Source organism: Geodermatophilus sp. SYSU D00663 (genome assembly GCF_054050655.1).
The window spans coordinates 65457-87476 of sequence record NZ_JBJGZT010000021.1 but is presented as its reverse complement, the minus strand read 5'-3'; the positions used below and the strand labels follow the sequence as shown (position 1 = coordinate 87476).

Genomic DNA, 22020 nt, shown 5'->3' with positions numbered 1-22020 from the left:
CAAGCCCTTGGGCTGGGGCGGTCGCACCTGGGACCGCGTGACACCTCGCCGGGGGGCTCGCCGCGGGGTGGCGGGTTTGGGACGGGGGGCGCGCGGGGCGCCCCCCCCCCCCCACCACGGCCAGCAGCATCGTCGAGGGGCCGCCGTGGACGTCGTCGAGGCCGGCGGGTGGACCATCGCCTACCACCGCGCGGGTGCAGGAGCGCCTCTGCTCCTCCTGCACGGCGCGTGGAGCGACGGCCGGGAGTGGCGGCCGCAGCTGGAGGGGCTGTCGGACGGGTTCGACGTGGTCGCCTGGGACGCGCCCGGCTGCGGTGCGTCCCCCGACCCGCCGGCCGACCTGACGCTGGCCGGGTACACCGACGCGGTGGCCGCGCTCGTCGGCGGGCTCGGCCTGGGCCGGGTGCACCTGTGCGGCCTGTCGTTCGGCGGCGGGCTCGCGCTCGCGGTGTGGCAGCGCCACCCGGAGGTGGTCCGCTCCCTGGTCCTCGCCTCCGCCTACGCCGGGTGGAGGGGGTCGCTGCCCCCGGAGGAGGTCGAGGCCCGGCTGCGGCGGGTGCGCGCGGAGCTCGACCGCCCCCCGGCCGAGTGGGTCGACGGCTACCTGCCCGGCTTCTTCGCCGGCCCCGTGCCGCAGGAGACCCTCGACCTCGTCCGCGCGGTGGTGCTCGACGTCCGTCCGGCCGGGACGCGGTCGATGCTCACCGCGTTCGCCGACGCCGACCTGCGGGACGTGCTGCCGACCGTCGCCGTCCCGACCCTGCTGCTCCACGGCACCGAGGACGTGCGGGCGCCGCGGCCGGTGGCCGAGGCGCTGCACGCCGCGATCCCCGGATCCCAGTTGGTGCTCCTCCCCGGCGTCGGTCACGTCGTCAACCTCGAGGCCCCCGCGGCGTTCGACGCCGCCGTGCGCCGCTTCCTCCTCGCCGTGCCGTGAGCCCGGGACCGTGCCGTGAGCCCCGGGACGCCGCGGCGACACGGCGCTGCGCGCCTGGTGGGGCACGCTGCAGCGCCTCGGCGCCAGCTCCGGGACGGCCCGCCGCACGTTCGAGCTCTACCCGCGCATCGGCCTGCGCGACGTGCTCCCACCATCCGGGTCCCGGCCCTGGTGCTGCACCGCCGCGGTGACCTGGTGATCCCGATCGGCATCGGCCGGTACCTCGCCGACCACATCCCCGGCGCACGGCTGGTCGAGCTCCAGGGCGACGACCACCGCTTCTTCCTCGGGGACACCGAGGCCCCGCTGGCCGAGATCGAGCGGTTCCCCACCGGCACCCGCCCGGCGGCGCACCCCACCACGACCGTGCCGTCGACGGTGCTGTTCGTCGCCGTGGCGGGCTCCACCGAGCTCGTCGCGCGGGTCGGCGACGCCGCCCGGGCCTCCATCCGCGACCGGTTCCTCGCCCTGGCGCGCGCGGAGCTGTCCCGCTGGGGCGGGCACGGGGTCGGCGTCGCCGGGGACGGGAGGTGCTCGTCTCCGGCACGGTCCGGGACCCCGTCGTCGGCTCGGGGCTCGCCTCCGACGACCGCGGCGTCCCCGTCCTGCGCGACGTGCCCGGGAGCCGGCCGCTGTTCTCCGTCTCCGCCTGACGTCGGGCCCTATGCCCCGCCGCTCGCGCGCTCGGCGAGGAGGCCGCGGCAGACGGCGGGGAGGTCGACCAGCCCGACCAGCCGCCGGTCCTGCACCACGGGCGCGTAGACGACGCCGGCCGCGAGCATCTGCTCCGCGGCGTCGGCGACCGGCGTGTCCGGCGCAACCAGCACCATCGGCAGGAGGGGCAGGTCGGTGAGCCGCACCTGCTCGAGGTCCCGCCCGTCCGCGACCGCCTGGGCGACGTCGCCGTCGCAGACCAGGGTGACCGGCTCCTGCGTCGCGCCGTCGGTGACGACGACCAGCGCGTTGTCGTGGTGTTTCTTCATCAGCCACGCGGCCGCGGCCACGTGGGCGTCGCGCTCGACCGTCGTCACCGGGGGCCGCATCACCTCGCCGACGGTCACGTGGCCGGTGGTGGTCGTGGTCATCGGGTCCTCCTCTCGAGCGGGGCCGCCGCAGGAAGGGGAGCCCTCCAGGGGCTCGGCACGAGTCTGCTCCCGAGCACGGGCGCGGCACCAGCAGCACCGGGGGCCCGGTTGCCTCCCGGTGCCCGAGCAGCGGTGCGGGAGGAGCGGACGACCGTAGGCTGCAGGGAGACGCGGAGGTCGAGCGTGACGGTCCCTGGGGAACTGCGGCGTCGGGTCGCCGACATGGACTCGTTCCGCGCGGGTCCGGCGCCCCCCGGTCCTGGACCCGACCCCGTGCGCGAGGGCGTGTCCGGGTCGTCGGGCAAGGCGTCGCAGACGGCCGCGGAGCAGCGGGCGACCGGCTCTCCCCGGTCCGTGGGCCGGACCGACCCGGCTCCCGGACCGTCGGACCGCCGCGTCCGCGACCGTCACGCAGCACCGGGACCGGGGATGACGCCTGCCGAGCGAAGGAGGGTCGCATGGACCTCGAGGACGTCCGCCTGGCCGTCTACACCGGATTCGCCCTGGAGGGCCGCCCACCGGCTCCCGACGAGCTCGCCCACCGGTTCGACGTGTCACCGCAGCGCATCCGCGACGCCCTGGAGCAGCTCGCGGCCGCGCGGCACCTGGTCCTCGACCAGGGCGGCAGCATCGTCATGGCCCATCCCTTCTCGGCCATCCCCCTCGGCTTCTCCGTGATGGGCAGCTCGACGCTGTGGTGGGGTGGCTGCGCCTGGGACTCCTTCGCGATGCCCCACCTGCTCCACCGGGAACCGGCACTGCTCGTCGCGACGACCTGCCCCGCCTGCGCGGCCCCGCACGCGTGGAACGTCACGCGCACCGCACCGCCGGAGGGGGACCAGGTCGCCCACTTCCTCGTCCCCGCGGCGCGGATCTGGGACGACGTCGTCCGCACCTGCGGCCATCAGCGGATCTTCTGCGGCGAGACGTGCGTCGACGCGTGGCTCGACCGGACCGGGAACGACCGCGGCTACGTCATGGACCTGACCACGCTCTGGCGCCTCGCCTCGGACTGGTACACCGGCCGCTTCGACCGCGGGTACACCCGCCGCGAGCCCGCCCGGGCCGCCGACTACATGCGCAGCGTCGGTCTCTCCGGCCCCTTCTGGGGGCTCTGAGGGGCCGACGGGCGGGTCCCCTCGACCTCCTCCGGGCCGGCCTGCGTCGAGGTCGGTGATCGCTCCGGATGCCCTCGTCGCACGGTGCGGCAGGATCGGGGGCGTGCCGAGCCTCCGCATCACCCAGGACGACGCCGCCGACGACCTGCTCGGCCGCGACCCGCTCGCCCTCGTCCTCGGCATGCTGTTCGACCAGCAGTTCCCGATGGAGCGCGCCTTCGCGGGCCCGCGGCTGCTCGCCGACCGCATGGGGGTGGACACGCTCTCGGCGGCCGCGATCGCCGACGCCGACCCCGACGTCCTGCTCGCCTGGTTCCAGGGGCCGCCGGCCGTGCACCGCTACCCGGGCTCGATGGCCCAGCGCGCCCAGGCGCTGTGCCGGCTGCTCGTCGACCGCTACGACGGCCGGGCGGAGGGCCTGTGGGACGGCGTCCCGGACGGCGCCGCGCTGCTGCGCCGGATCGGCGAGCTGCCCGGCTTCGGCGCGCAGAAGGCGAAGATCCTCGTGGCGCTGCTCGGCAAGCAGTACGGCGTGACCCCGCCGGGGTGGCGCGAGGCGGCCGGGTCCTACGGCGAGGAGGGCTCGCGCCGGTCGGTCGCCGACATCACCGGCCCGGAGTCGCTGGCCGAGGTCAGGGCCGCGAAGCAGGCCGCCAAGCAGGCCGCGAAGCAGGCCGCCAAGCAGGCCGCCGAGAAGGCGGCCGAGGAGGCGGCGGAGCAGGCCGCCGGATAGGCGGCGGGGAGTCCGTCGCGACACGCTGGATCTGGCCCGCGATCGTCCGCGGAGGCACCTGCACAGCCCCTGTCCCGGTGGCACCATGGGGGCCGGACCGGGGATCCCCGGGGCCGGCCAGCAGGGACCGGACCCGGCCGCGAGGCGACAGCGTCGGGCCCCGGGCCGGCGGAGGGGATGGGTGTCCGTGGCCTCGAGCCAGCAGTCCGCACGACCCCGACGGTCGGAGCCGGTGCTCATCACGCAGGCAGAGCCCAGCCTGGCCGAGCAGCACGCGGCCCGGAAGAAGCGGTACGTCCTCACCATGGCCGTCCGCGCCGTCGCCCTGGTGCTGGCCGCGGCGACCTACCAGATCCTGTGGCTGGCGATCGTGTTCGCCGTCCTCGGCACGGTGCTGCCGTGGATCGCCGTTGTCATGGCCAACGACCGGCCGCCGAAGAAGAAGCTCGACGCCCACCGGTACCGGGCGCCGCAGCCCGACCGCATCCTCGACGACCCGGCCCGCCGCCGGCGCGCCATCGAGGGCGGCACCGTCATCGAGGGCTGAGCCCCGGCCTCCGAGCCTCCTCAGCGCGCGCCCGGCCGGCCGACCACCTCGGCGGCCCGGGCCAGCCCCGCGTCCAGCGCGGCGGCCGGGTCGGCGTCCGGCCCGCCCAGCCACACCGCGAGCAGCCCGGCGGTGAACGCGTCCCCGGCGCCGGTGGTGTCCACGACCCGGGCGGGGCGCGCCGGGCGGTGCAGCACCGCGGTCCCGGCGGCCCACAGCGCCCCGTCGCCCCCGAGGGTGACCGCGACCGCGCCGTGCCGGGCGGCCAGCGCCCGCGCGGCGTCGGTCACGTCCGCGCAGCCCGACAGCAGCCGCGCCTCGTCGGCGTTGGGCAGCAGCAGGTCGACGCCGGCGGTGTCGGCCAGCCACCGGTCCACGCCGTAGCCGGCCAGCGGGCCCGTCGACGCCGGGTCCAGCGACACCGTGCACCCGGCCGCCCGGGCCGCGGCCAGCGCCGCGAGCCCGGCCGCGCGGGGGCGCTCGTCGAGCAGCGTGTAGCCCGACAGGTGCAGGTGGGCGCCGGGCAGCGGCGGCGGGAGGTCGTCGGGCCGCAGGTCCAGGTTGGCGCCGCGGTCGGCGAGCATGCTCCGCTGCCCGTCCGGCTCGACCAGGCTGACGATCGTCCCGCTGGCCGCGCCATGCACGGTCCGCACCGCCAGGCCCACCCCGGCGGCGGCGAGCTCGGCGAGCAGCGCCGCGCCGGCCGGGTCGTCGCCCACGCACCCGGCGAGGGTGACCGGCACCCCGAGCGCGGCCAGGTGCGCGGCGACGTTGGCCCCCGCCCCGCCCCCGCGGGTGCGGATGGCGGCCGGCCGGTCCGAGCCCGGCGCCGGCTCGCCGGACAGGACGGCGACGACGTCGGTGGCCAGGTCGCCGACGACGACGACCGGGCGGGTGCTCAGCGGGCCGCGGCGGCCAGCGCGGCCGCGATCCGCCCGGCGAGCTCCGCGTTGCGCAGCACGAGCCGCACGTTCACCGCGAGCGTCGCGCCCTCGCTGGCCCGGTGCAGGTGGTCGAGGACGAACGGCGTCACCGCCTTGCCGCGCACCCCGGCGGCCTCGGCGGCGGCCAGCGCGTCGGCGATGACCCGGGCGTGCAGCTCCGGGTCCAGCTGCTCGTCGGCCGGCAGCGGGTTGGCGACGACGACCGCGCCCGGCGCCACCGCGCGCCGCGCGGCGAGCACCGCGGCCGCCTGCTCGGGGGACTCGACCGCCCAGTCCACCTGGGCGCCGGAGTCGGCGACGTAGAAGCCGGGGAAGGTGCGGGTGCCGTAGCCGACGACGGTCACCGAGAGGCTCTCCAGCCGCTCCAGCGTGGCGGGGACGTCGAGGATGGACTTCACGCCGGCGCAGACGACGGCCAGCGAGGTGCGCGAGAGCGCGGTGAGGTCGGCGGACTCGTCGAAGGTCTCGGCCGACTGCCGGTGCACCCCGCCCAGGCCGCCGGTGGCGAACACGCCGATCCCCGCGGCCTCCGCCAGCAGCGCGGTGCTCGAGACGGTGGTGGCGCCGGACAGGCCGAGCGCGGCGGCCACCGGCAGGTCCCGGACGCCGAGCTTCGCCAGGTCGGGGTCGGCGCACACCCGGTCGACCTGCTCGGCCGTCAGCCCCACGTGCGGCACGCCGTCGAGCACCGCGATCGTGGCCGGCACCGCGCCGCCGGCCCGCACGGCCGCCTCGACGTCGTCGGCGGCGGCGCGGTTGTCCGGCCGCGGCAGGCCGTGGGCGAGCAGCGTGCTCTCCAGGGCGACGACGGGGGCGCCGGCGTCGAGCGCCCCGGCCACCTCCGGGGAGAGGGTCACGGGTGCGGTGGCAGCACGGCGGGGCTCGGTGCGGGGAGCTTCGGGGGGCACCCTGCCATCATGGTGGGCGGGGCGGTCGCGCCCGGCCACCACCTCCGCCGGAGGACGCCGGGGTGCCCGCGCAGGAGACGTCCCCGAGCCAGGGAGAGACCGTGAGCAGCACCGACCTCCTCGAGAAGCCCGACGTCCGCGACTCGGACACCGGCAACGCCAACGAGGTCTTCCACTACGTCCGCAAGAACAAGATCGCCGAGAGCGCCGTCATGGGCACGCTGGTCGAGGCGCTGTGCGGCGAGGTGTTCCCGGTGACCAAGTCGCCCAAGCCCGGCAGCCCCGTCTGCCCGGCCTGCAAGGAGATCTACGAGCAGCTCCGCAAGGACTAGCGGAGTCCGAGGCGCTTGGCCTCGGCCTCGAGTTCGGCGGCGCGGCGGCGCTGCGCCCGGCGGGTGTGCCGGCGCAGCGGCGCCGGCCACCGCTCCTGGACGGTCGCGTTGAGCTCGGCGCCGAGCAGCACCGCCATCCCGAAGAAGAACAGGAACAGCAGCGCCGCGATCGGGGTCGCCAGCGCGCCGTAGGGCAGCGCGGCGACCAGGATGTCGGACACGTACAGCCGCAGCACCGTCGCCGCCACCATGAAGAAGCCGACGGCCAGCAGCGTGCCCGGCAGGTGCCGCCGCCACGGCAGCCGCCGCGGCAGGACCACGTGGTAGAAGCTCGTCAGCGCGAGCAGCAGGCCCACGACCACCACCGGCCAGTAGACGGCGTTGATCAGCACCGTCGCCGTCTCGTGCCACTCCGGCGGGAGCAGCCCGACCAGCACCCCGCGACCGAGCACCAGCAGCGGCAGCATGACCACCGCGAGCACGAGGCCGACGACGAACAGCCACAGCGCCATGAGCCGGGTGGCGATCGGGCCGCGGACGTCGCGCTGGTCGTAGGCGATGACGATCGTGTTCATGAACGTCGCCGTCGCCGAGGACCCGGCCCACAGGGTGAGCAGGAAGCCCACGCTCACGACGTCGAGCCGGCCCGAGGTCAGGATGTCGCTGAGCGTGGGCCGCACCAGCGAGTCGACGACGTCGGCGGTGAGCACCTCGCTGGAGGCGTCGACCAGCGTGTCCTCGATCGTCTGCACCGACTGCGCGCCGATCCAGTCGCCGAGGAAGCCGAGCGACCCGAGCAGCGCGATCAGCAGCGGTGGCACCGAGAGGATCTGCCAGAACGCCGCCTCGCCGGACAGCCCGAGGATGCGGTCCTGCCAGGCCTTGGCCACCGTGCGCCCGAGCACCTGCAGCGGCACCCGGACCACCGGCGGCCAGTGGTCGAGGCGGCCGGGGGCCGGGAGGTCGGCGCGGCTGGCGCCGGTGGGGGGCGGGGCGGCCGCGGGGGCGTGCGTGTCCTCCGCGGCCCCGTCGGTGCGGGACCGCCCGCCGGCCCGCACGGTGCTCACCAGGCCAGTGTGCACGCCCGGCGCCCGCCCCCGCCGCCGACGGGGCGGGGCCGGGCGCCGGTGGACCCGGTCGGGGAGCGGGGTCAGGCCGTGGGCCCTGCCGGCGGCGTGCCGCCGTCGGGCGGAGGTGCGGCCGGGTCGGCAGCCGGCGCCGGGGCGACGCAGCGGATGACCGCCTCGGCGGCGTAGCTGGTCTCGAACGTCTCCCGCTTGATCTCCGAGCCGCTCTGCAGGTCGCGGAACACCCGGGTCACGGTGACGTCGAAGCCCTGCACGCCGGACTGCGGGATGCAGTCGCCGTCGTCGACCTTCTCCTGCACCGCCGGCTGCCGGTAGTTCGTCCGCGGGCCCTCGATCGCCTCGATCTCGTAGCGCCGCGTCCCGTAGAAGGTCACCGTGATCGACCCGCCGGAGGCCCCGGGGGTCCACCGGGTGTCGACGAAGATGCCGGTGTCGGAGTCGTTGCGCCACTGCAGGTCGATCTGGCCCTCGTACACCGTGGCCTCGCGGCCGGCGGGGTAGCGGCTGATGTAGAAGCTGTGCGGCTTGTGGTAGACGTCCTCGAGCCCGGCGAAGAAGACCGCGTTGAACATCGTGGTGGCGAACTGGCTGATGCCGCCGCCGACCGCCGTCGACAGCTCGCCGCCGCTGATCACGTTGGCCGGCACGTAGCCCTGCGCGGTGCCGCGCGGGCCGGTGTGGGTGTTGAGGCTGAACGTCTCGCCGGGGAGCACCAGCGCGCCGTCGACCTCCTCGGCCACCGTCCGGATGTTGGTGGCGCTGGCGTTGTTCGTCGTCGTGGTCGTGAAGGAGCTGACCTCCTCGACGATGCCGAGCGCCTGCGCCTCCTCGGTGGTCAGCTCGGCCGGCACCGGGCCCAGCTGCGCGGTGACCGTGCGCGGCGCCGGGTCGTCCAGCACCTCGAGCAGCTGGCCGGACAGGGCCTGCGGGTCCACGCCGGTGCCGTCGACCGACGGCACGACCCGCACGCCGTCGCCCACGACCTCGAAGCGGGCGTCCTGCGCCGGCTCGCCGAAGGCGGTGAAGTCCTCGGCCATGGCCGACTGCAGCGCCGCCGGGTCGACGGCGACGGCGAGCTCGCCGCCGTCCTGCGGGGTGAACGTCAGGGACGCCGCGATCGCCTCGACCGGGACCTCGACCGAGGTGCCGCCGTCCTGGCTGGTCACCGTGACCGGCGCGGCGAGCGCGGGGGTGACGGTCTCGTCGAGGACGCGCTGCGCCTCCTCCGTGCCCACCCGCACCGGCTCGACGTCGACCGGCAGCTCGATCGGCGTCTCCGGGTCGCCGCCGGAGGCCAGCGCCGCGGTGATCGCCTCGGCGGCGCCCTCGCGGTCCAGCGTCCGGCCGTCCACCGGCTCGACCAGGGTCGGCGTGGTGCCCTCGATCGCGATGGTCGCGTCGACCGGCACCCGGTCCACCTGGGTGGCGATGGTGTCGACCTGGGCGACCAGCGCGGTGTCCTCGCCGGTGATGACCGGGTCGACCTCGCGCTCGCTGAACAGCGACACCAGGCGGGTCCAGGGGTTCAGCGGCTGGTCGTCGGCGGCGTCGACGGTCGCGTCCACGTCGAGGGTGATGCCGGCGGTGGCGGGGGACAGGGTGGCCTCGACGTCGTCGGCGACGACGACGTGGTCGGCGGCGACCCGGGGGGCGAGGTCCTGCTCGAGCCGGTCGGCGGCGGCCGCGGGGGACAGGCCGCCGACGTCGATGCCGGCCACCACCGTGTTGCGGGGGACGTCGTCCCCGGCCACCAGCACGTCGACGCCCCAGGCCAGCCCGAGGACGGCGAGCAGGCCGGCGGGGGCCAGGACGGCGGGTCGGCGCCAGCGGGGACGGCGGGCGCCCGCGGGCGGCTCGCCGGGACCGCCGCCGTCGCTCGGGCCGTCGCCGGAGCCGGGCGGGGGGACGGGGGGAGCGGCGGGCGGCCGGGGAGCCGGCGGGTCGGCCGGGACGGCGGCGGCACCGCCGAGGACGACGGTGTCCGAGGCGTCCCCGGCGGGAGCCTCGGCAGCGGCCGGCTCGACCGGCTGGGTGGTCCGCTGCCCGGTCTCCGGTGCGGCCGGGCCGCCGGTCAGCGCGACGGTGTCGTGGACCGGGTCCGGCCCGGGCGTGTCGCCGGCGTCCGGGGCGGACTGCTCCGGTGTGTCGGCGGGGGCGGCGGCCGGCGGAGGGGGTGCGTCGGGCCCGACGGGACCGCGGTCGCGGGGGACCGGGCGGGTGTCGTCGGACAGGCCCGCGTGCGCGTCGGCGTCCGCCTCGGGGGCGGTGCCGGTCGACGGGGAGGAGGCAGGGGGCTGCGGCATCGGGGGTTCCTCGGGTCGCCGTCGACCGGGGGACCCCGGGAACGACGGAGCCGCCGGGTCCCCGTCCGCGTCAGGCGGATTGGGGACGCCGGCGGCGGCGTCGGGTGAGGGCATCATCGCGGTGAGCGACGATAGCGCCTCTCTCAGTGTGCGAGGCGCTGCTCGCCGTCGGTCTCGATGATGTCGACGGCGATGTCGCGGAGCTTGGACTCGTACTCGCGGGCGTGGTGCCCGCAGAACACGAGGTCGCTGCCGCTGGCGAGCACGACACGCACCTTGGCCAGTGCGCCGCACCGGTCGCAGTGGAAGGGCACGACCAGGTCGTCGGCGGCGGGGGTCGTCGTCAGCGTCTGGGTCATCTGGGTCATCACTCGCTCTCTACCGCACGGACCCGCTGCTGCGGATCGGCCTCCTGCACAGCGCCAGGATGGATCCTCCTGTTCCCGTGCCTCGTGTCACTGCGGGCGACTCGCCGGGTTCCGGTGAGCCGGTGACCGCTGGGACCGGTGGGGACGGTGGTCAGCAGGGACCTCTGGGTGGTGCCGGTCTGTTGGTGGTGCTGGGTCGTTCCGGGCGCCGGGCTGGTTTCCGGCTGTGGGTCCGCTGCTGTCTCGACGTCGCCCACGCTACGCCGTCTACCCGGCCGGTGCCGCCGTACACCGCGCCGTCCGCCCGGCAGGGTGAGATCGTGACCATCCCGCAACGCGGCCGGCACACGCCGACGGCCGGCACCCGTGCTGGGTGCCGGCCGTCAGGTGACGTCCTGGAACGGCCCTCCTGCAGGGGCCCGCCGCGAGCCTGCGAGCGGTGGGGGGCAGGAGGGTCCTTCCTCAGTCGAGGTAGTCGCGCAGCACCTGCGAGCGGCTGGGGTGGCGCAGCTTCGACATCGTCTTGGACTCGATCTGCCGGATCCGCTCGCGGGTGACCCCGTAGACCTGGCCGATCTCGTCGAGCGTGCGCGGCTGGCCGTCGGTGAGGCCGAACCGCAGCCGGACCACGCCGGCCTCCCGCTCGGACAGCGTCTGCAGCACGCTGGTCAGCTGGTCCTGCATGAGGGTGAAGCTGACCGCGTCGACGGCGACGACCGCCTCGGAGTCCTCGATGAAGTCACCGAGCTGGCTGTCGCCCTCGTCGCCGATGGTCTGGTCGAGGCTGATCGGCTCCCGGGCGTACTGCTGGATCTCCAGCACCTTGTCCGGGGTGATGTCCATCTCCTTGGCCAGCTCCTCCGGGGTGGGCTCGCGCCCGAGGTCCTGGAGCAGCTCGCGCTGGATGCGGCCGAGCTTGTTGATGACCTCGACCATGTGCACCGGGATGCGGATGGTGCGGGCCTGGTCGGCCATGGCACGGGTGATCGCCTGCCGGATCCACCAGGTGGCGTACGTGGAGAACTTGTAGCCCTTGGTGTAGTCGAACTTCTCGACCGCGCGGATCAGGCCGAGGTTGCCCTCCTGGATCAGGTCCAGGAACGCCATGCCGCGGCCGGTGTAGCGCTTGGCGAGGGAGACCACCAGGCGGAGGTTGGCCTCCAGCAGGTGGTTCTTGGCGCGCTCGCCGTCGCGGATGATCCAGTTGAGGTCGCGGCGCATCTGCGGGGAGAGCTTCTGGCCCTCCTCCTCGACCTGGCGCATGCGCTCGGCGGCGTACAGGCCGGCCTCGATGCGCTTGGCGAGGTCGACTTCCTCCTCGGCGTTGAGGAGGGCGACCTTGCCGATCTGCTTGAGGTAGGCGCGGACCGAGTCGGCCGAGGCGGTGAGCTCGGCGTCCTTGCGGGCCTGCCGCAGCGCCTCGGACTCCTCCTCGTCGTCCCACTCGAAGTCGCCGCCGCCCTCGGCGGTCTCCTCGGCGGCGGGCGCCTCGGCCTCGGCGCCGTCGGGACCGGCGACGACGGTCTCGTCGATGGTGAGGCCCTCGGCCCCGGCGTCGACCACCGCGACGGCGGAGTCCTCGGACGCGACGGCGGTCAGCACGGTGCCCTCACCGGTACCGGGGGAGGGGCTGATGCTCGGCTTCGCGGCTCCCTTGGGGGCGGCCGTCTTGGCCTTGCCCGTGGCGGCCCGCTTGCGTGCGGCGGGCTTGGCCGGCGCGTCGTCGGCGACGCCGACGGTGGCGCTGGTCCGGGGAGACCGGGTGCTCGCGGCGACCGTCTTCGAGCGGGTGCTGCTCGCGGCGGTGTCGTCCGGTGCAGGCTTGTCGGCGGGCACTCAGGATCCTTCCCGTGCTGGGTGCGTTCCCCGGGGGCGGTGTGACTCCCGGGCAGCGGCCCCGGCCGTCGGCCGCGGAGCGGGGAGGGCCCCAGAGTCCGGAACGGTGTTTCGCCGCTGCTCGGACGGGGGATGACTCCCGGCTGGGTGGTGACGGGCTGGGGCTCTTCCATTGTAGCGACGGGAGTCGGTGTGACCACCGCCTCGAACGGCGCGGGATCGCCCGGAAGGGCGGGACCGTGCCCCGGTCAGGGCTCCAGCCGCTCCGCGGCGGCCAGCGCGGCCCCGACGATGCCGGCGTCGTTCTGGAGCTGGGCGGGCACCACCGGCGTCCGCGTGCTCAGCAGCGGCACCCACTTGTGGGCCTTCTTGCTCACCCCGCCGCCGACGATGATCAGGTCGGGCCACAGCCCCGCCTCGAGGACGTCGAGGTAGCGGTCGACGCGCTTGGCCCAGTGCGGGTAGCTGAGGTCCTCGCGCTCCCGGGCGGCCGCCGACGCGCGCTTCTCGCCGTCCTCGCCGTCGACCTGGATGTGCCCGAACTCGGTGTTGGGCACCAGCCGCCCGTCGACGAACAGCGCGCTGCCGATGCCGGTGCCGAAGGTGAGCATGAGGACGACGCCGTCCTGGTCCCGGCCGGCGCCGTAGCGCATCTCGGCCAGCCCGGCGGCGTCGGCGTCGTTGAGGGTCTCGACGGTCCCGGGCACCAGCGCGCTGAGCCCGGCGTCGACGTCGGTGCCGATCCAGGCCTTGTCCATGTTGGCGGCGGTGTGCGCGACCCCGCGCTTCATCACCCCGGGGTAGGTGACGCCGATGCGGCCGGTCCAGCCGAAGGACGACACGATGCCGGCGACGACCTCGTAGACCGCCTCCGGCGTGGACGGCTGGGGCGTCTCCACCCGCACCCGCTCGCCCACGAGCGCACCGGCCTCGAGGTCGACCAGGCACCCCTTGATGCCGCTGCCGCCGATGTCCACGCCGAACCCCTGCACGCCGGTCACCCTAGTGACCGGGACCGCACCCCGGGCGGCGGCTCGGGCAGGATCGCCCGGGTGAGTGCCTCGCCACCCCCCGCCGAGCTGCTCGGCCTCGCCGTCGCGACCGCCCGCGAGGCGGCCGACCTCGTCGCCCGCGAGCGCGGGTCGGCCGCGGCCGCCGTCGACGTCAAGAGCAGCCCCACCGACGTCGTCACCGCCGTCGACACCGCCTCCGAGCGGCTGATCACCGGCCGGCTGCTCGCCGCCCGGCCCGACGACGGCCTGCTCGGCGAGGAGGGCGCCTCCCGCGCGGGCACCAGCGGCGTGCGGTGGGTCGTCGACCCGATCGACGGCACCGTCAACTTCCTCTACGGGCTGCGCGGGTACGCCGTGTCCATCGCCGCCCAGGTCGACGGCGTCACGGTGGCCGGCGCGGTGCTCGACGTCCCCACCGGAGAGCTGTTCACCGCCACCGCCGGTGGCGGGGCGTTCCTCTCCACCCCGGCGCGGCCCGAGCCGGTGCGGCTGGAGGGCAACCGGCCGGCGTCCCTCGGGCAGACGCTGGTGGCCACCGGGTTCGGGTACCGCGTGGAGCAGCGGCGGGCCCAGGGCGCCGTCGTCGCCCAGCTGCTCCCCGAGGTCCGCGACATCCGCCGGCAGGGCTGCGCGTCGCTGGACCTGTGCTCGGTGGCCGCCGGCCGGGTGGACGCCTACTACGAGCTGGACCTCAAGCCCTGGGACCACGCCGCCGGCGCGCTGGTCGCCGCCGAGGCCGGGCTGGTGGTCACCGGCCTGCCCGGCCGGCCGTTCGCCGAGCCGATGGCGGTCGCCGTCCCCGAGACGGTGGCCGGGCCGCTGCTCGCGCTGCTCGACCGGCTCCACCCGGAGGTGCGCTGACGGGTCGTCAGCAGGCGGCCTCGGCGCTGGCGATCGGGGTGAGGGTGGCCGCGACCTGGTCGGCCGGGGCCAGCCCGGTGAACTCCGGGCCGATCACCAGGTCGACGCGGGCGTCGGCGCGGGTGTCCTGGTAGGCGCCGGCGTCCGGGAGGAACAGCGACAGGTACCGGGCGGCGTCGGTGCCGCGCGCGCCGTGCCGGATCTCGCCCGGGCCGGTCACCTCGCGGTCGGTCGGGTCGTTGGCGACCTCCTCGACGACGAAGCCGCGCGCGGTCAGCTCACCGGCGACCTCCTGCGCCTTGCCCGCGAGGTCCGAGGCGTTGTAGACGCGCACCGTGACCGTGCTGGGGTCCAGCGACGGCGGCGCCGCCTCGGCGGTCTCGCACGCCGCGGCCTGCGCCGCGTCCCGGGCGCCCTCGTCGGAGAAGACCTTCCACCACACGGCGAGCGCGCCCAGGGCCAGCACGAGCAGGAAGACCAGCGGCGGCAGGTAGCGACGGTCCTTGCGGGGACGCACCGGCGGGGTGGCGGTGCTGGTGCTCACGGTCGTCCTCCTCGGCGGCGACCCGGAGGGGTCCGGCGGGCCGCGCCAGGTCGGGTCGCGCGGAGTCCAGGTCGGGTCGCGCGGAGTCTAGGCACGCCACCGGCGCTCAGAGGGCACCGTCCTCCAGCGCGGCGCGTCCCAGCTCGACGCACGGGTCGATGCGGTCGGCGTAGCCGGAGGTGTCCTTGCCGGCCATCGCGCCGGCGGCCGAGCGGGCCACGATGCCGGCGACGATCGCGGCGAACTTGAAGAAGGCGAACCCGACGTACCAGTCGAGGTCGGAGAGGTCCACGCCGCTGCGCTCCGCGTACCGCTCGGCGATCTCCCGGCGGGTGGGGAAGCCGGGCAGCGTCGTCACCGGGCTGAGCACCGGGCGGGTCTCCCCGGCCTCGGGCCAGTAGACGAACAGCATCCCGATGTCGGTGAGCGGGTCGCCGAGGGTCGACATCTCCCAGTCGAGGACGGCGCGGACGGCGCCGGGGCGCTCGGGGTCGAGCAGGCAGTTGTCCAGCCGGTAGTCGCCGTGCACGATCCCGGTCCGCTGGGTGGCCGGCACGGTCTCGGCCAGCCGCTCGGCGAGGGCGTCCATGTGGGGGCGGTCGCGGTCGCGCGTGGCGTCCCACTGCTTGGTCCACCGGCGCACCTGCCGGGCGAGGAAGCCCTCGGGCCGGCCGAAGTCGCCCAGGCCCACGGCCTCGGCGTCGACGGCGTGCAGGTCGGCCAGGACGTCGATCAGCCCGTCGCCGATCCGCCGCCGCAGCTCCGGGGTGTCGGCGTAGCCGGCCGGGATCTCGTTCACCACGTGCAGGCCGACGACCCGCTCCATGACGTAGAACGGCGCGCCCAGCACCCCGGTGTCGGTGCACAGGTGCAGCGTCCGCGGCACCGGGACCGACGTCGGCCCGAGCGCGGAGACGACCTTGTGCTCGCGGACCATGTCGTGGGCGGTGGCGAGGACCGCGCCCGTCGGGGGTCGCCGCAGGATCACCGCGTCGTCGGCCGTGCCCCCGGCCGGGGTGACGACGTAGGTGAGGTTGGACATGCCCGCCGCGATCAGCTCGACGCTCACCTCCCGCCAGCGCTCGTCGTTGAGCACGGAGGCGAGATACGGACCGACGACGGCGGGGTCAGCTCCCACGGGACTCGACACGGGCGGCAGGGTAACCTCCGGCACTCCGCCTCCCGACCGCCCGCCCGGGCCGGTCCCGGCGCCCCGGACGGGCCGTCGTCCGTCCTCGTGTGTCCCGCGCGGACAGGCGGGCACAAACCGGGGCCGCACGGCGTTGGGGGGCTGCCGGTCCCGTACCGAGCCGACCCCGTGGTCGGCCGGGAGCAGGTCCGGTCCGTGACCAGCGGCCGCCCCCGGGCGGCCGGCCAGGCCGACGGCGGACCCCGCCGCCGTCGGACGAGGCGGACGCCCCGCGTCCGCGAACTACCCCGGAGGAGGGGCACACCCCATGGCCACCGACTACGACGCCCCGCGCCGCAACGAGGCCGACGAGCTCGGCGAGGACTCCCTCGAGGAGCTCAAGGCCCGTCGGGCGGAGGCCCAGTCGGCCTCGGTCGACGTCGACGAGACCGACTTCAACGAGAGCCTCGAGCTGCCCGGCGCGGACCTGTCCAACGAGGAGCTGACCGTCCGCGTGCTGCCGAAGCAGGAGGACGAGTTCACCTGCTCGCGCTGCTTCCTCGTGCAGCACCGCAGCCGGCTCGCCGCCACCCGCGGCGACCAGATGTACTGCCGCGACTGCGCCGCATGAGCCGCACCACCGCTTGACCGGACACGGGGGGAGCAGCCGATGACCGACCCGAGGGAGCGCATCGGCGCGCCCCGCGACGTCCCGCCGCCCCGGCCCGTGCAGGACGCGCCCCGGCCGGGGCCGGACCGGTCGGGGGACGGTCCGGCCTGGCTGTCCGAGGACACCGGCCTGGGGCGGGCGGCCCGCACGGTCGCCGACGCCGTGACCCGGCTGCTCGGCGGGGGCGCCGACGAGGCGCCCGCCCCTGGGCAGCCGGACACCCGGCGGTCGGCCGCCGGTGTCCTCCGCGACGTCATCACCGCCCTGGGCGCCGCCGCGGCCGGCGCCGCCCGCCGTCCCGAGCCGCCGGAGGGGAGCGGACCCGACGACGAGGAGTCGGCCCGCGGCCCGGTCGGCGTGCTCGGCGAGCTGCTCACCGCCGCCGCACCCCGGCTGCCCGTCCGCGACGCCGCCCGGCTGCGTGCCGCCTACCCCGGGAAGTCGGACGAGGAGATCGCCGACGCCCTCGTCACCCGCTCGGCGCGGCTCACCGCCGCGGTCGGCGCGGCCACCGGCGGGCTCTCCGCGGCCCACTGGTTCGTGCCCGGGTCGCTGGTGGCGCTGCCGCTCGAGCTCGGCGCCGAGACGCTGCTCACCGCCGGCATCGAGGTCGTCCTCCTCGGCGAGCTGCACGAGCTCGCGGGCCGGCCGGCCGGCGGCACACCGGCCGAGCGCGCCGCCGCCTACCTCTCCAGCTGGACCCAGCAGCGCGCCGTCGAGACCGGCGCGCGGGAGGGGCTGGGCGTCGTCCTCGGCACCGCCGGGTTCCGCGCCCTGCGCCGCCGGCTGTCCCGCCGGATGGCCCGCGGCCTCGGCTCGGCCGCGCCGCTGTTCGTCGGCGCGGCGCTCGGCGGCCGGGGCAACCTCAAGGCCACCGAGACCCTCGCCCGCCGGGTCCGCGCCGACCTGCGCCGCGGCCCGGCCTGAGGTCCCGGCCGGTCCGCCGACCCCGCCCCGGCGCGGTTAGGGTCGCCGTCGTGGCCGACCCCCTGGAGGTCCCCGTCCGGCTGACCGCGGCGGGGGCGACACCCCCGCGCTACGCGCTGCCCGGCGACGCGGGCGCCGACCTCACCATCACCGAGGACGTGCACCTGGCGCCGTTCGAGCGCGCGCTCGTGGGCACCGGCGTGGCCGTGGCCATCCCCGAGGGCTACGCCGGGTTCGTGCACCCGCGCTCGGGCCTCGCCGCCCGGCACGGCCTGAGCCTGGTCAACGCCCCCGGCACCATCGACGCCGGCTACCGCGGCGAGATCAAGGTGAACCTCGTGAACCTCGACCCGGCCACCCCGCTGACGCTGCGCGCCGGCGACCGGGTCGCGCAGCTGGTCGTGCAGCCGGTCGTCACCGCCCGCTTCGTACCGGTCGAGGCGCTGCCGGAGAGCGTCCGCGGCGAGGGCGGACACGGGTCCACCGGCGCGGGACAGGAGGCCTGAGATGCCCTTCGGACGACGGCGCAACCGGATCGACCGCAGCCTGCGCGAGCGCGGCGTCCCGCCCGAGCCGCAGCACCGCGAGCGCGACGTCGAGGAGACCACCGGCCCCTACGACGAGGCCGACGCCCCCGACGACGGCACGCCCCGCGTCGACCTGGGCTCGCTGCGGCTGCCCGCCGTCCCCGGCACCGAGCTGCGGGTGGACCTCAACCAGCAGCAGAAGGTGATCGGCGCGACCCTGCGCTACGGCGACTCGCTGCTGCAGCTGTCCGCCTTCGCCGCACCCCGCGCCGCCGGCATCTGGGACGACGTCCGCGCCGAGCTGGCGCGCAGCGCCTCCGGCCAGGGCGGGCGGCTGCAGGAGACCGAGGGCCCCTTCGGTCCCGAGCTGGCCGGCACCGTCGTGGTCACCCCGCCGCCCCAGCCCGGCGGGCCCCCGCCGAAGCCGGTGCGCCGGGCGGCGCGCTTCCTCGGGGTCGACGGGCCCCGCTGGTTCCTCCGGGGGATGATCAGCGGCCCCGCCGCCGAGTCGCCCGAGGCGGCGGCGGTGCTCGAGGACGTCTTCCGCCGGGTGGTCGTGGTCCGGGGCACCTCGCCGATGCCGGTGCGCGAGCAGCTGCCGCTCACCCTCCCGCCGCAGGCCGCCGCGCAGCTGGCCCGCCAGCAGCAGGCGGGGCAGCAGCCGGGGCGACCGGCGGCCCCGCCGCGGCCGACCGCGTGACCCCCGCGGTCGTCGCCTACGGCTCCCACCCCGACCAGTTCCTCGAGCTGACCCTGCCCGACGGGCAGGACCCGGCGCCCGTGGTCGTCGTGCTGCACGGCGGGTTCTGGCGGGCCGCGTACGGCGTCGAGCTGGCCCGCCCGCTGGCCGCCGACCTCGCCGCCGCCGGGTACGCCGCCGTCGCCGTCGAGTACCGGCGGGTCGGCAGCGGCGGCGGGTGGCCGGCCACCCTGGAGGACGTCGCCGCCGCGCTCGACGCGCTGCCGGACCTCCCGGACGCCGGCCGGCTGGACCTCGGCTCGGTCACCGTCGCCGGGCACTCCGCCGGCGGGCACCTGGCCGCGTGGGCCGCCGGGCGGACGCGGCTGCCGGCCGGCGCGCCCGGCGCCGCCCCGCGGGTGCGGGTGACCGCGGCGGTCCTGCAGGCCGGCGTCGTGGACCTGGGCCGGGCGGCGGAGCAGCGGCTGGGCCGCGGCGCGGTCCAGGAGTTCCTCGGCGGCGAGCCGGGTGAGGTGCCCGGCCGCTACGCGGCCGTCGACCCGGTCGGGCTGCTGCCCACCGGCGCCGACGTGCTGTGCGTGCACGGCACCGAGGACGACGTCGTGCCGCCCGAGCAGTCGCAGCGGTACGCGGCGGCGGCCGCGGCGGCCGGCGACCGGGTGACCGTGCGCACCGTCCCGGGCGGTCACCGGGTGCCCATCGACCCGGCGGGGGAGGCCTGGGCGGTGGTCCGCGCGTGGCTGGGGGAACGCACCGCCGGCCGGGTGGGCGGCACTACCCTGGAACCGTGACACAGACCCGTCCCGGCGGCTGGCTCGCACGCACGCTGCAGCGGCTGACCGCCGACGACTCCGCCATCGACGCGCAGGAGCTGCGCGAGGAGTCCGACCGCGCCGGTTGCGAGCCGGTGAGCGCCTGCCGCAAGGGGGCGGTGGTGACCGTGACCGGCCGGCTCAAGTCGGTCGTCTACACCCCGCGCGAGACGGTCCCCACCCTGGAGGCGGAGCTGTTCGACGGCTCCGGCTCGGTCACCCTGGTCTGGCTGGGCCGCCGGCGCATCCCGGGCATCGAGCCCGGCCGGACGCTGACCGCCCGCGGCCGGTTCGCCAACTTCGACGGCCGCAAGGTCATCTACAACCCCTGGTACGAGCTGAGCGCGGGGTGATCCCGGCGGCCGACGACGACGGCCGGCGCGATCCGGGGGGAGCAGCACCGCACCAGGAGCCCACGCACGCGGACGGCACCACGACCGAGGACACGGGCCGGGGCGTCACCTTCGACCGGCACATGGTGCTGGAGCAGCTCGGCGGCTGGCGCGGCATGGTCGACGCCACGCTGCCCACGCTCGCCTTCATCGTCGCCAACTCGATCGGCGACCTGCGCACCGGGATCTGGGCCGCCGTCGGCGCCGCCGTGCTGGTCCTGCTGGTCCGGCTGGTGCGCCGGGAGAGCGTGCAGCAGGCGTTCAGCGGCCTGTTCGGCGTCGCGGTGGCGGTCGCCATCGCCGCCGCCTCGGGGCAGGCGCGCAACTACTTCGTCCCGGGGATCATCCGCAACGCCGTGATCGGCGTGGTGCTGCTCGGCTCCGTGCCGCTGCGCTGGCCGCTGGTCGGCGTGGTCGCCGAGTGGCTCGCGCCGAGCCACCTGGGGTCGATGGCCGCGCACACGCTGCCCGGGCTGCGGCGCCGCGTCGACAGCGCCCGCGCCCGGCTGCACCACCAGCCGCGCCCGCGCCCGCCGGAGCCCGGGCCCGCGCAGGCCGGGCGCCCGGCCGACCCCGAGCCCGAGCGGCACTGGCGCGACGACCCCCGGATGGTGCGCGCCTACGGCTGGCTGACCGTCGTCTGGGCGGTGACGTTCTTGCTGCGCGTCGCCGTGCAGACGCCGCTCTACCTCGCCGACGAGGAGGACCTGCTCGGCGTCGCCTCGCTCGTCCTCGGCCTGCCGGTGACCGCGGCCGCCCTCGCGCTCACGCTCTGGGTCGTCGCCCGCCTGCACCGCCACCGCGTGGAGACCGACGCCGGCGGCGCCTAGAGAGCGGTCGGCGACAGGACCTGCTGCAGCTGCTCCTCGACGTCGGCGTGCGTGACGAACAGCAGCTCGTCGCCTACCTCGAGCGGCTCGTCCGGGGTGGGCGTGATGACCCGGTCACCGCGCAGCATCGCCGTCAGCACCGTCTCGCGCGGCAGCGGCACCTCGCGCAGCGGCCGGCCGGCCCACGGGGTGTTCTCGGCGAGGGTGATCTCGACCAGGTTGGCCGCGCCCTTGCGGAAGCTCATCAGCCGGACGACGTCGCCGACGGTCACCGCCTCCTCGACCAGCGCGGCGAGCACCCGCGGGGTGGAGACGGCGACGTCGACGCCCCACGCCTCGGTGTAGAGCCACTCGTTGCGCGGGTCCTTGACGCGGGCGACGACGCGGTTGACCGCGAACTCGGTCTTGGCCAGCAGCGAGACGACGAGGTTGGCCTTGTCGTCGCCGGTGGCCGCGACGACGACGTCGCAGGTGGCCAACTGGGCCTCCTCGAGCGAGGAGACCTCGCAGGCGTCGGCCTGGACCCACTCCGCGCCCGGCACCGCACGGGTGCGGACCTTGCGGCCGTCCTTCTCGATGAGCATCACGGTGTGCCCGTTGTTGAGCAGCTCCCCGGCGATGGAGCGGCCGACCGCCCCGGCGCCCACGATGGCCACGCGCATCAGGCCCTGCCCTCCTCGGGGTGCTCGATCGTCCGGTGCACGCGGTCGGAGATCTCGTCGGTGGCCGCGACGACGAGCTGGTCGCCGTCCTGCAGCACGGTGGACGCGGTGGGCAGCTGCGCCTCCCCGAAGCGGACCAGCCAGGCGGCCCGGGCGCCGGAGGCGGCCTCGAGCTCGGAGAGCCTGCGGCCCACCCAGCCGTCGGTGACGGTCACCCGCATCAGCAGCACCCGGCCGGTGGGCTCCCGCCAGATCTCGCTGACCTTGACCGACAGCAGCTCGCGCAGCAGCCGGTTCACCGTCCACGGCACGGTCGCGACGCTCGGGATGCCCATCCGCTCGAACACCTCGGCGCGCTTGGAGTCGTAGATCCGGGCGACGACGTGCTGGACGCCGAAGGTCTCCCGCGCCACGCGCGCGCTGATGATGTTCGAGTTGTCGCCGCTGCTGACGGCGGCGAAGGCGCCGGCGGAGTCGATGCCGGCGTCGAGCAGCACCTGCCGGTCGAAGCCCAGGCCGGTCACCTGCCGGCCGGTGAACTCGGGCCCGAGCCGGCGGAAGGCCTCCGGGTCCTGGTCGATCACCGCGACGCTGTGGCCGATCTGCTCCAGCCGTCGCGCGATGGCCGAGCCGACACGGCCGCAGCCCATGACGACCACGTGCACGTGTCGCTCCCGGATGCCTCGCACGGGCGCCGTCCGCCCGCGGTCCAGGGCGCGAAGCTACACCCGTCCGCGGGCGGTCCGGGGGGTGC

Annotated in this window: 27 protein-coding genes; 14 read left to right on the top strand and 13 right to left on the bottom strand. The window is 76.3% G+C overall.

Going from position 1 to position 22020, the window contains the following annotated elements; all coding sequences use genetic code 11:
- Positions 1 to 145: 145 nt before the first annotated feature.
- Positions 146 to 937: an alpha/beta fold hydrolase gene (locus ACI79Z_RS16610; protein ID WP_456903272.1), complete on the top strand. Its 792-nt coding sequence runs from the start codon at positions 146 to 148 to the stop codon at positions 935 to 937.
- A gap of 117 nt (positions 938 to 1054) precedes the next feature.
- Here the strand turns inward: ACI79Z_RS16610 and ACI79Z_RS16605 are convergent, their stop codons facing one another.
- Entirely contained in the window at positions 1055 to 1213 is a 159-nt protein-coding gene (locus ACI79Z_RS16605) for a hypothetical protein (RefSeq protein ID WP_387990799.1), read from the bottom strand.
- 254 nt (positions 1214 to 1467) lie between these two features.
- Here ACI79Z_RS16605 and ACI79Z_RS16600 point away from each other — a divergent pair, with 254 nt between their 5' ends.
- Positions 1468 to 1590, top strand: a complete 123-nt coding sequence (locus ACI79Z_RS16600; protein WP_387990802.1) for a hypothetical protein — start codon at positions 1468 to 1470, stop codon at positions 1588 to 1590.
- A 9-nt stretch (positions 1591 to 1599) separates the two neighbouring features.
- Here ACI79Z_RS16600 and ACI79Z_RS16595 read toward each other — a convergent pair whose 3' ends face one another.
- On the bottom strand, positions 1600 to 2022 hold the full coding sequence (locus ACI79Z_RS16595; protein ID WP_387990805.1) for a CBS domain-containing protein: 423 nt from the start codon (positions 2020 to 2022) through the stop codon (positions 1600 to 1602).
- A 458-nt stretch (positions 2023 to 2480) separates the two neighbouring features.
- Between ACI79Z_RS16595 and merB the strand changes: the two genes are divergently transcribed.
- From merB to ACI79Z_RS16580, 3 genes are all read left to right on the top strand, one after another.
- A complete protein-coding gene (gene merB / locus ACI79Z_RS16590; protein WP_456903271.1) occupies positions 2481 to 3140 on the top strand; it encodes an organomercurial lyase in 660 nt (219 codons plus the stop codon).
- 103 nt (positions 3141 to 3243) lie between these two features.
- Positions 3244 to 3873: an HhH-GPD-type base excision DNA repair protein gene (locus ACI79Z_RS16585; RefSeq protein WP_456903270.1), complete on the top strand. Its 630-nt coding sequence runs from the start codon at positions 3244 to 3246 to the stop codon at positions 3871 to 3873.
- A gap of 232 nt (positions 3874 to 4105) precedes the next feature.
- Positions 4106 to 4420: a DUF3099 domain-containing protein gene (locus ACI79Z_RS16580; protein ID WP_387990813.1), complete on the top strand. Its 315-nt coding sequence runs from the start codon at positions 4106 to 4108 to the stop codon at positions 4418 to 4420.
- A 20-nt stretch (positions 4421 to 4440) separates the two neighbouring features.
- On the opposite strand, the gene ACI79Z_RS16575 is transcribed toward ACI79Z_RS16580, so the two are convergent.
- Positions 4441 to 5322: a carbohydrate kinase family protein gene (locus ACI79Z_RS16575; protein WP_456903274.1), complete on the bottom strand. Its 882-nt coding sequence runs from the start codon at positions 5320 to 5322 to the stop codon at positions 4441 to 4443.
- A complete protein-coding gene (locus ACI79Z_RS16570) occupies positions 5319 to 6221 on the bottom strand; it encodes a pseudouridine-5'-phosphate glycosidase (RefSeq protein ID WP_387990815.1) in 903 nt (300 codons plus the stop codon). Before ACI79Z_RS16570 ends, ACI79Z_RS16575 begins: the two co-directional genes overlap by 4 nt.
- A gap of 152 nt (positions 6222 to 6373) precedes the next feature.
- Between ACI79Z_RS16570 and ACI79Z_RS16565 the strand changes: the two genes are divergently transcribed.
- Positions 6374 to 6604 (top strand): DUF3039 domain-containing protein, encoded by a 231-nt coding sequence (locus ACI79Z_RS16565; protein ID WP_456903269.1) that lies wholly within the window; start codon positions 6374 to 6376, stop codon positions 6602 to 6604.
- On the opposite strand, the gene ACI79Z_RS16560 is transcribed toward ACI79Z_RS16565, so the two are convergent.
- The 5 genes from ACI79Z_RS16560 to ppgK all read right to left on the bottom strand — a co-directional run bounded on the left by ACI79Z_RS16560 (position 6601) and on the right by ppgK (position 13191).
- Positions 6601 to 7671: a YihY/virulence factor BrkB family protein gene (locus tag ACI79Z_RS16560; RefSeq protein ID WP_456903268.1), complete on the bottom strand. Its 1071-nt coding sequence runs from the start codon at positions 7669 to 7671 to the stop codon at positions 6601 to 6603. The two genes, ACI79Z_RS16565 and ACI79Z_RS16560, sit on opposite strands and share 4 nt — an antisense overlap.
- Positions 7672 to 7754: 83 nt before the next feature.
- Complete coding sequence (locus tag ACI79Z_RS16555; RefSeq protein ID WP_456903267.1) at positions 7755 to 9995, bottom strand: VanW family protein; 2241 nt, start codon at positions 9993 to 9995, stop codon at positions 7755 to 7757.
- A 143-nt stretch (positions 9996 to 10138) separates the two neighbouring features.
- Complete coding sequence (locus ACI79Z_RS16550) at positions 10139 to 10363, bottom strand: DUF7455 domain-containing protein (RefSeq protein ID WP_143108228.1); 225 nt, start codon at positions 10361 to 10363, stop codon at positions 10139 to 10141.
- A gap of 462 nt (positions 10364 to 10825) precedes the next feature.
- Positions 10826 to 12199 (bottom strand): RNA polymerase sigma factor, encoded by a 1374-nt coding sequence (locus ACI79Z_RS16545; RefSeq protein ID WP_387990828.1) that lies wholly within the window; start codon positions 12197 to 12199, stop codon positions 10826 to 10828.
- 248 nt (positions 12200 to 12447) lie between these two features.
- A complete protein-coding gene (ppgK, locus tag ACI79Z_RS16540) occupies positions 12448 to 13191 on the bottom strand; it encodes a polyphosphate--glucose phosphotransferase (protein WP_387990831.1) in 744 nt (247 codons plus the stop codon).
- 60 nt (positions 13192 to 13251) lie between these two features.
- On the opposite strand from ppgK, the gene ACI79Z_RS16535 reads away from it, so the two are divergent.
- Complete coding sequence (locus ACI79Z_RS16535; protein ID WP_456903266.1) at positions 13252 to 14073, top strand: inositol monophosphatase family protein; 822 nt, start codon at positions 13252 to 13254, stop codon at positions 14071 to 14073.
- 7 nt (positions 14074 to 14080) lie between these two features.
- On the opposite strand, the gene ACI79Z_RS16530 is transcribed toward ACI79Z_RS16535, so the two are convergent.
- Positions 14081 to 14617, bottom strand: a complete 537-nt coding sequence (locus ACI79Z_RS16530) for a LytR C-terminal domain-containing protein (protein ID WP_456903265.1) — start codon at positions 14615 to 14617, stop codon at positions 14081 to 14083.
- Positions 14618 to 14723: 106 nt separating this feature from the next.
- Positions 14724 to 15767 (bottom strand): phosphotransferase family protein, encoded by a 1044-nt coding sequence (locus ACI79Z_RS16525; protein WP_456903264.1) that lies wholly within the window; start codon positions 15765 to 15767, stop codon positions 14724 to 14726.
- A gap of 307 nt (positions 15768 to 16074) precedes the next feature.
- Between ACI79Z_RS16525 and ACI79Z_RS16520 the strand changes: the two genes are divergently transcribed.
- Genes ACI79Z_RS16520 through ACI79Z_RS16490 form a run of 7 tightly spaced genes read left to right on the top strand, consistent with a single transcriptional unit; the run spans position 16075 to position 20604 of the window.
- Positions 16075 to 16377: a DUF4193 domain-containing protein gene (locus ACI79Z_RS16520; protein ID WP_204693870.1), complete on the top strand. Its 303-nt coding sequence runs from the start codon at positions 16075 to 16077 to the stop codon at positions 16375 to 16377.
- Positions 16378 to 16416: 39 nt separating this feature from the next.
- A complete protein-coding gene (locus ACI79Z_RS16515) occupies positions 16417 to 17343 on the top strand; it encodes a hypothetical protein (protein WP_387990842.1) in 927 nt (308 codons plus the stop codon).
- A 50-nt stretch (positions 17344 to 17393) separates the two neighbouring features.
- On the top strand, positions 17394 to 17849 hold the full coding sequence (gene dut / locus ACI79Z_RS16510) for a dUTP diphosphatase (RefSeq protein ID WP_387990845.1): 456 nt from the start codon (positions 17394 to 17396) through the stop codon (positions 17847 to 17849).
- Between the two features lies 1 nt (position 17850).
- A complete protein-coding gene (locus tag ACI79Z_RS16505) occupies positions 17851 to 18570 on the top strand; it encodes a DUF3710 domain-containing protein (RefSeq protein ID WP_456903263.1) in 720 nt (239 codons plus the stop codon).
- A complete protein-coding gene (locus ACI79Z_RS16500; protein WP_456903262.1) occupies positions 18567 to 19361 on the top strand; it encodes an alpha/beta hydrolase family protein in 795 nt (264 codons plus the stop codon). The genes ACI79Z_RS16505 and ACI79Z_RS16500 overlap by 4 nt, the downstream gene beginning before the upstream one ends.
- Positions 19358 to 19735 carry an OB-fold nucleic acid binding domain-containing protein gene (locus tag ACI79Z_RS16495; protein WP_387990854.1) on the top strand — a complete coding sequence of 126 codons (378 nt, stop codon included), beginning with the start codon at positions 19358 to 19360 and terminating at the stop codon, positions 19733 to 19735. Before ACI79Z_RS16500 ends, ACI79Z_RS16495 begins: the two co-directional genes overlap by 4 nt.
- Positions 19732 to 20604: a DUF3159 domain-containing protein gene (locus ACI79Z_RS16490; RefSeq protein WP_456903261.1), complete on the top strand. Its 873-nt coding sequence runs from the start codon at positions 19732 to 19734 to the stop codon at positions 20602 to 20604. The genes ACI79Z_RS16495 and ACI79Z_RS16490 overlap by 4 nt, the downstream gene beginning before the upstream one ends.
- Here ACI79Z_RS16490 and ACI79Z_RS16485 read toward each other — a convergent pair.
- Positions 20601 to 21266, bottom strand: coding sequence for a potassium channel family protein (locus ACI79Z_RS16485; RefSeq protein WP_387990860.1), 666 nt, complete (start codon positions 21264 to 21266; stop codon positions 20601 to 20603). The two genes, ACI79Z_RS16490 and ACI79Z_RS16485, sit on opposite strands and share 4 nt — an antisense overlap.
- Positions 21266 to 21931 carry a potassium channel family protein gene (locus tag ACI79Z_RS16480; RefSeq protein ID WP_387990863.1) on the bottom strand — a complete coding sequence of 222 codons (666 nt, stop codon included), beginning with the start codon at positions 21929 to 21931 and terminating at the stop codon, positions 21266 to 21268. Before ACI79Z_RS16480 ends, ACI79Z_RS16485 begins: the two co-directional genes overlap by 1 nt.
- Between the last annotated feature and the right edge of the window lie 89 nt (positions 21932 to 22020).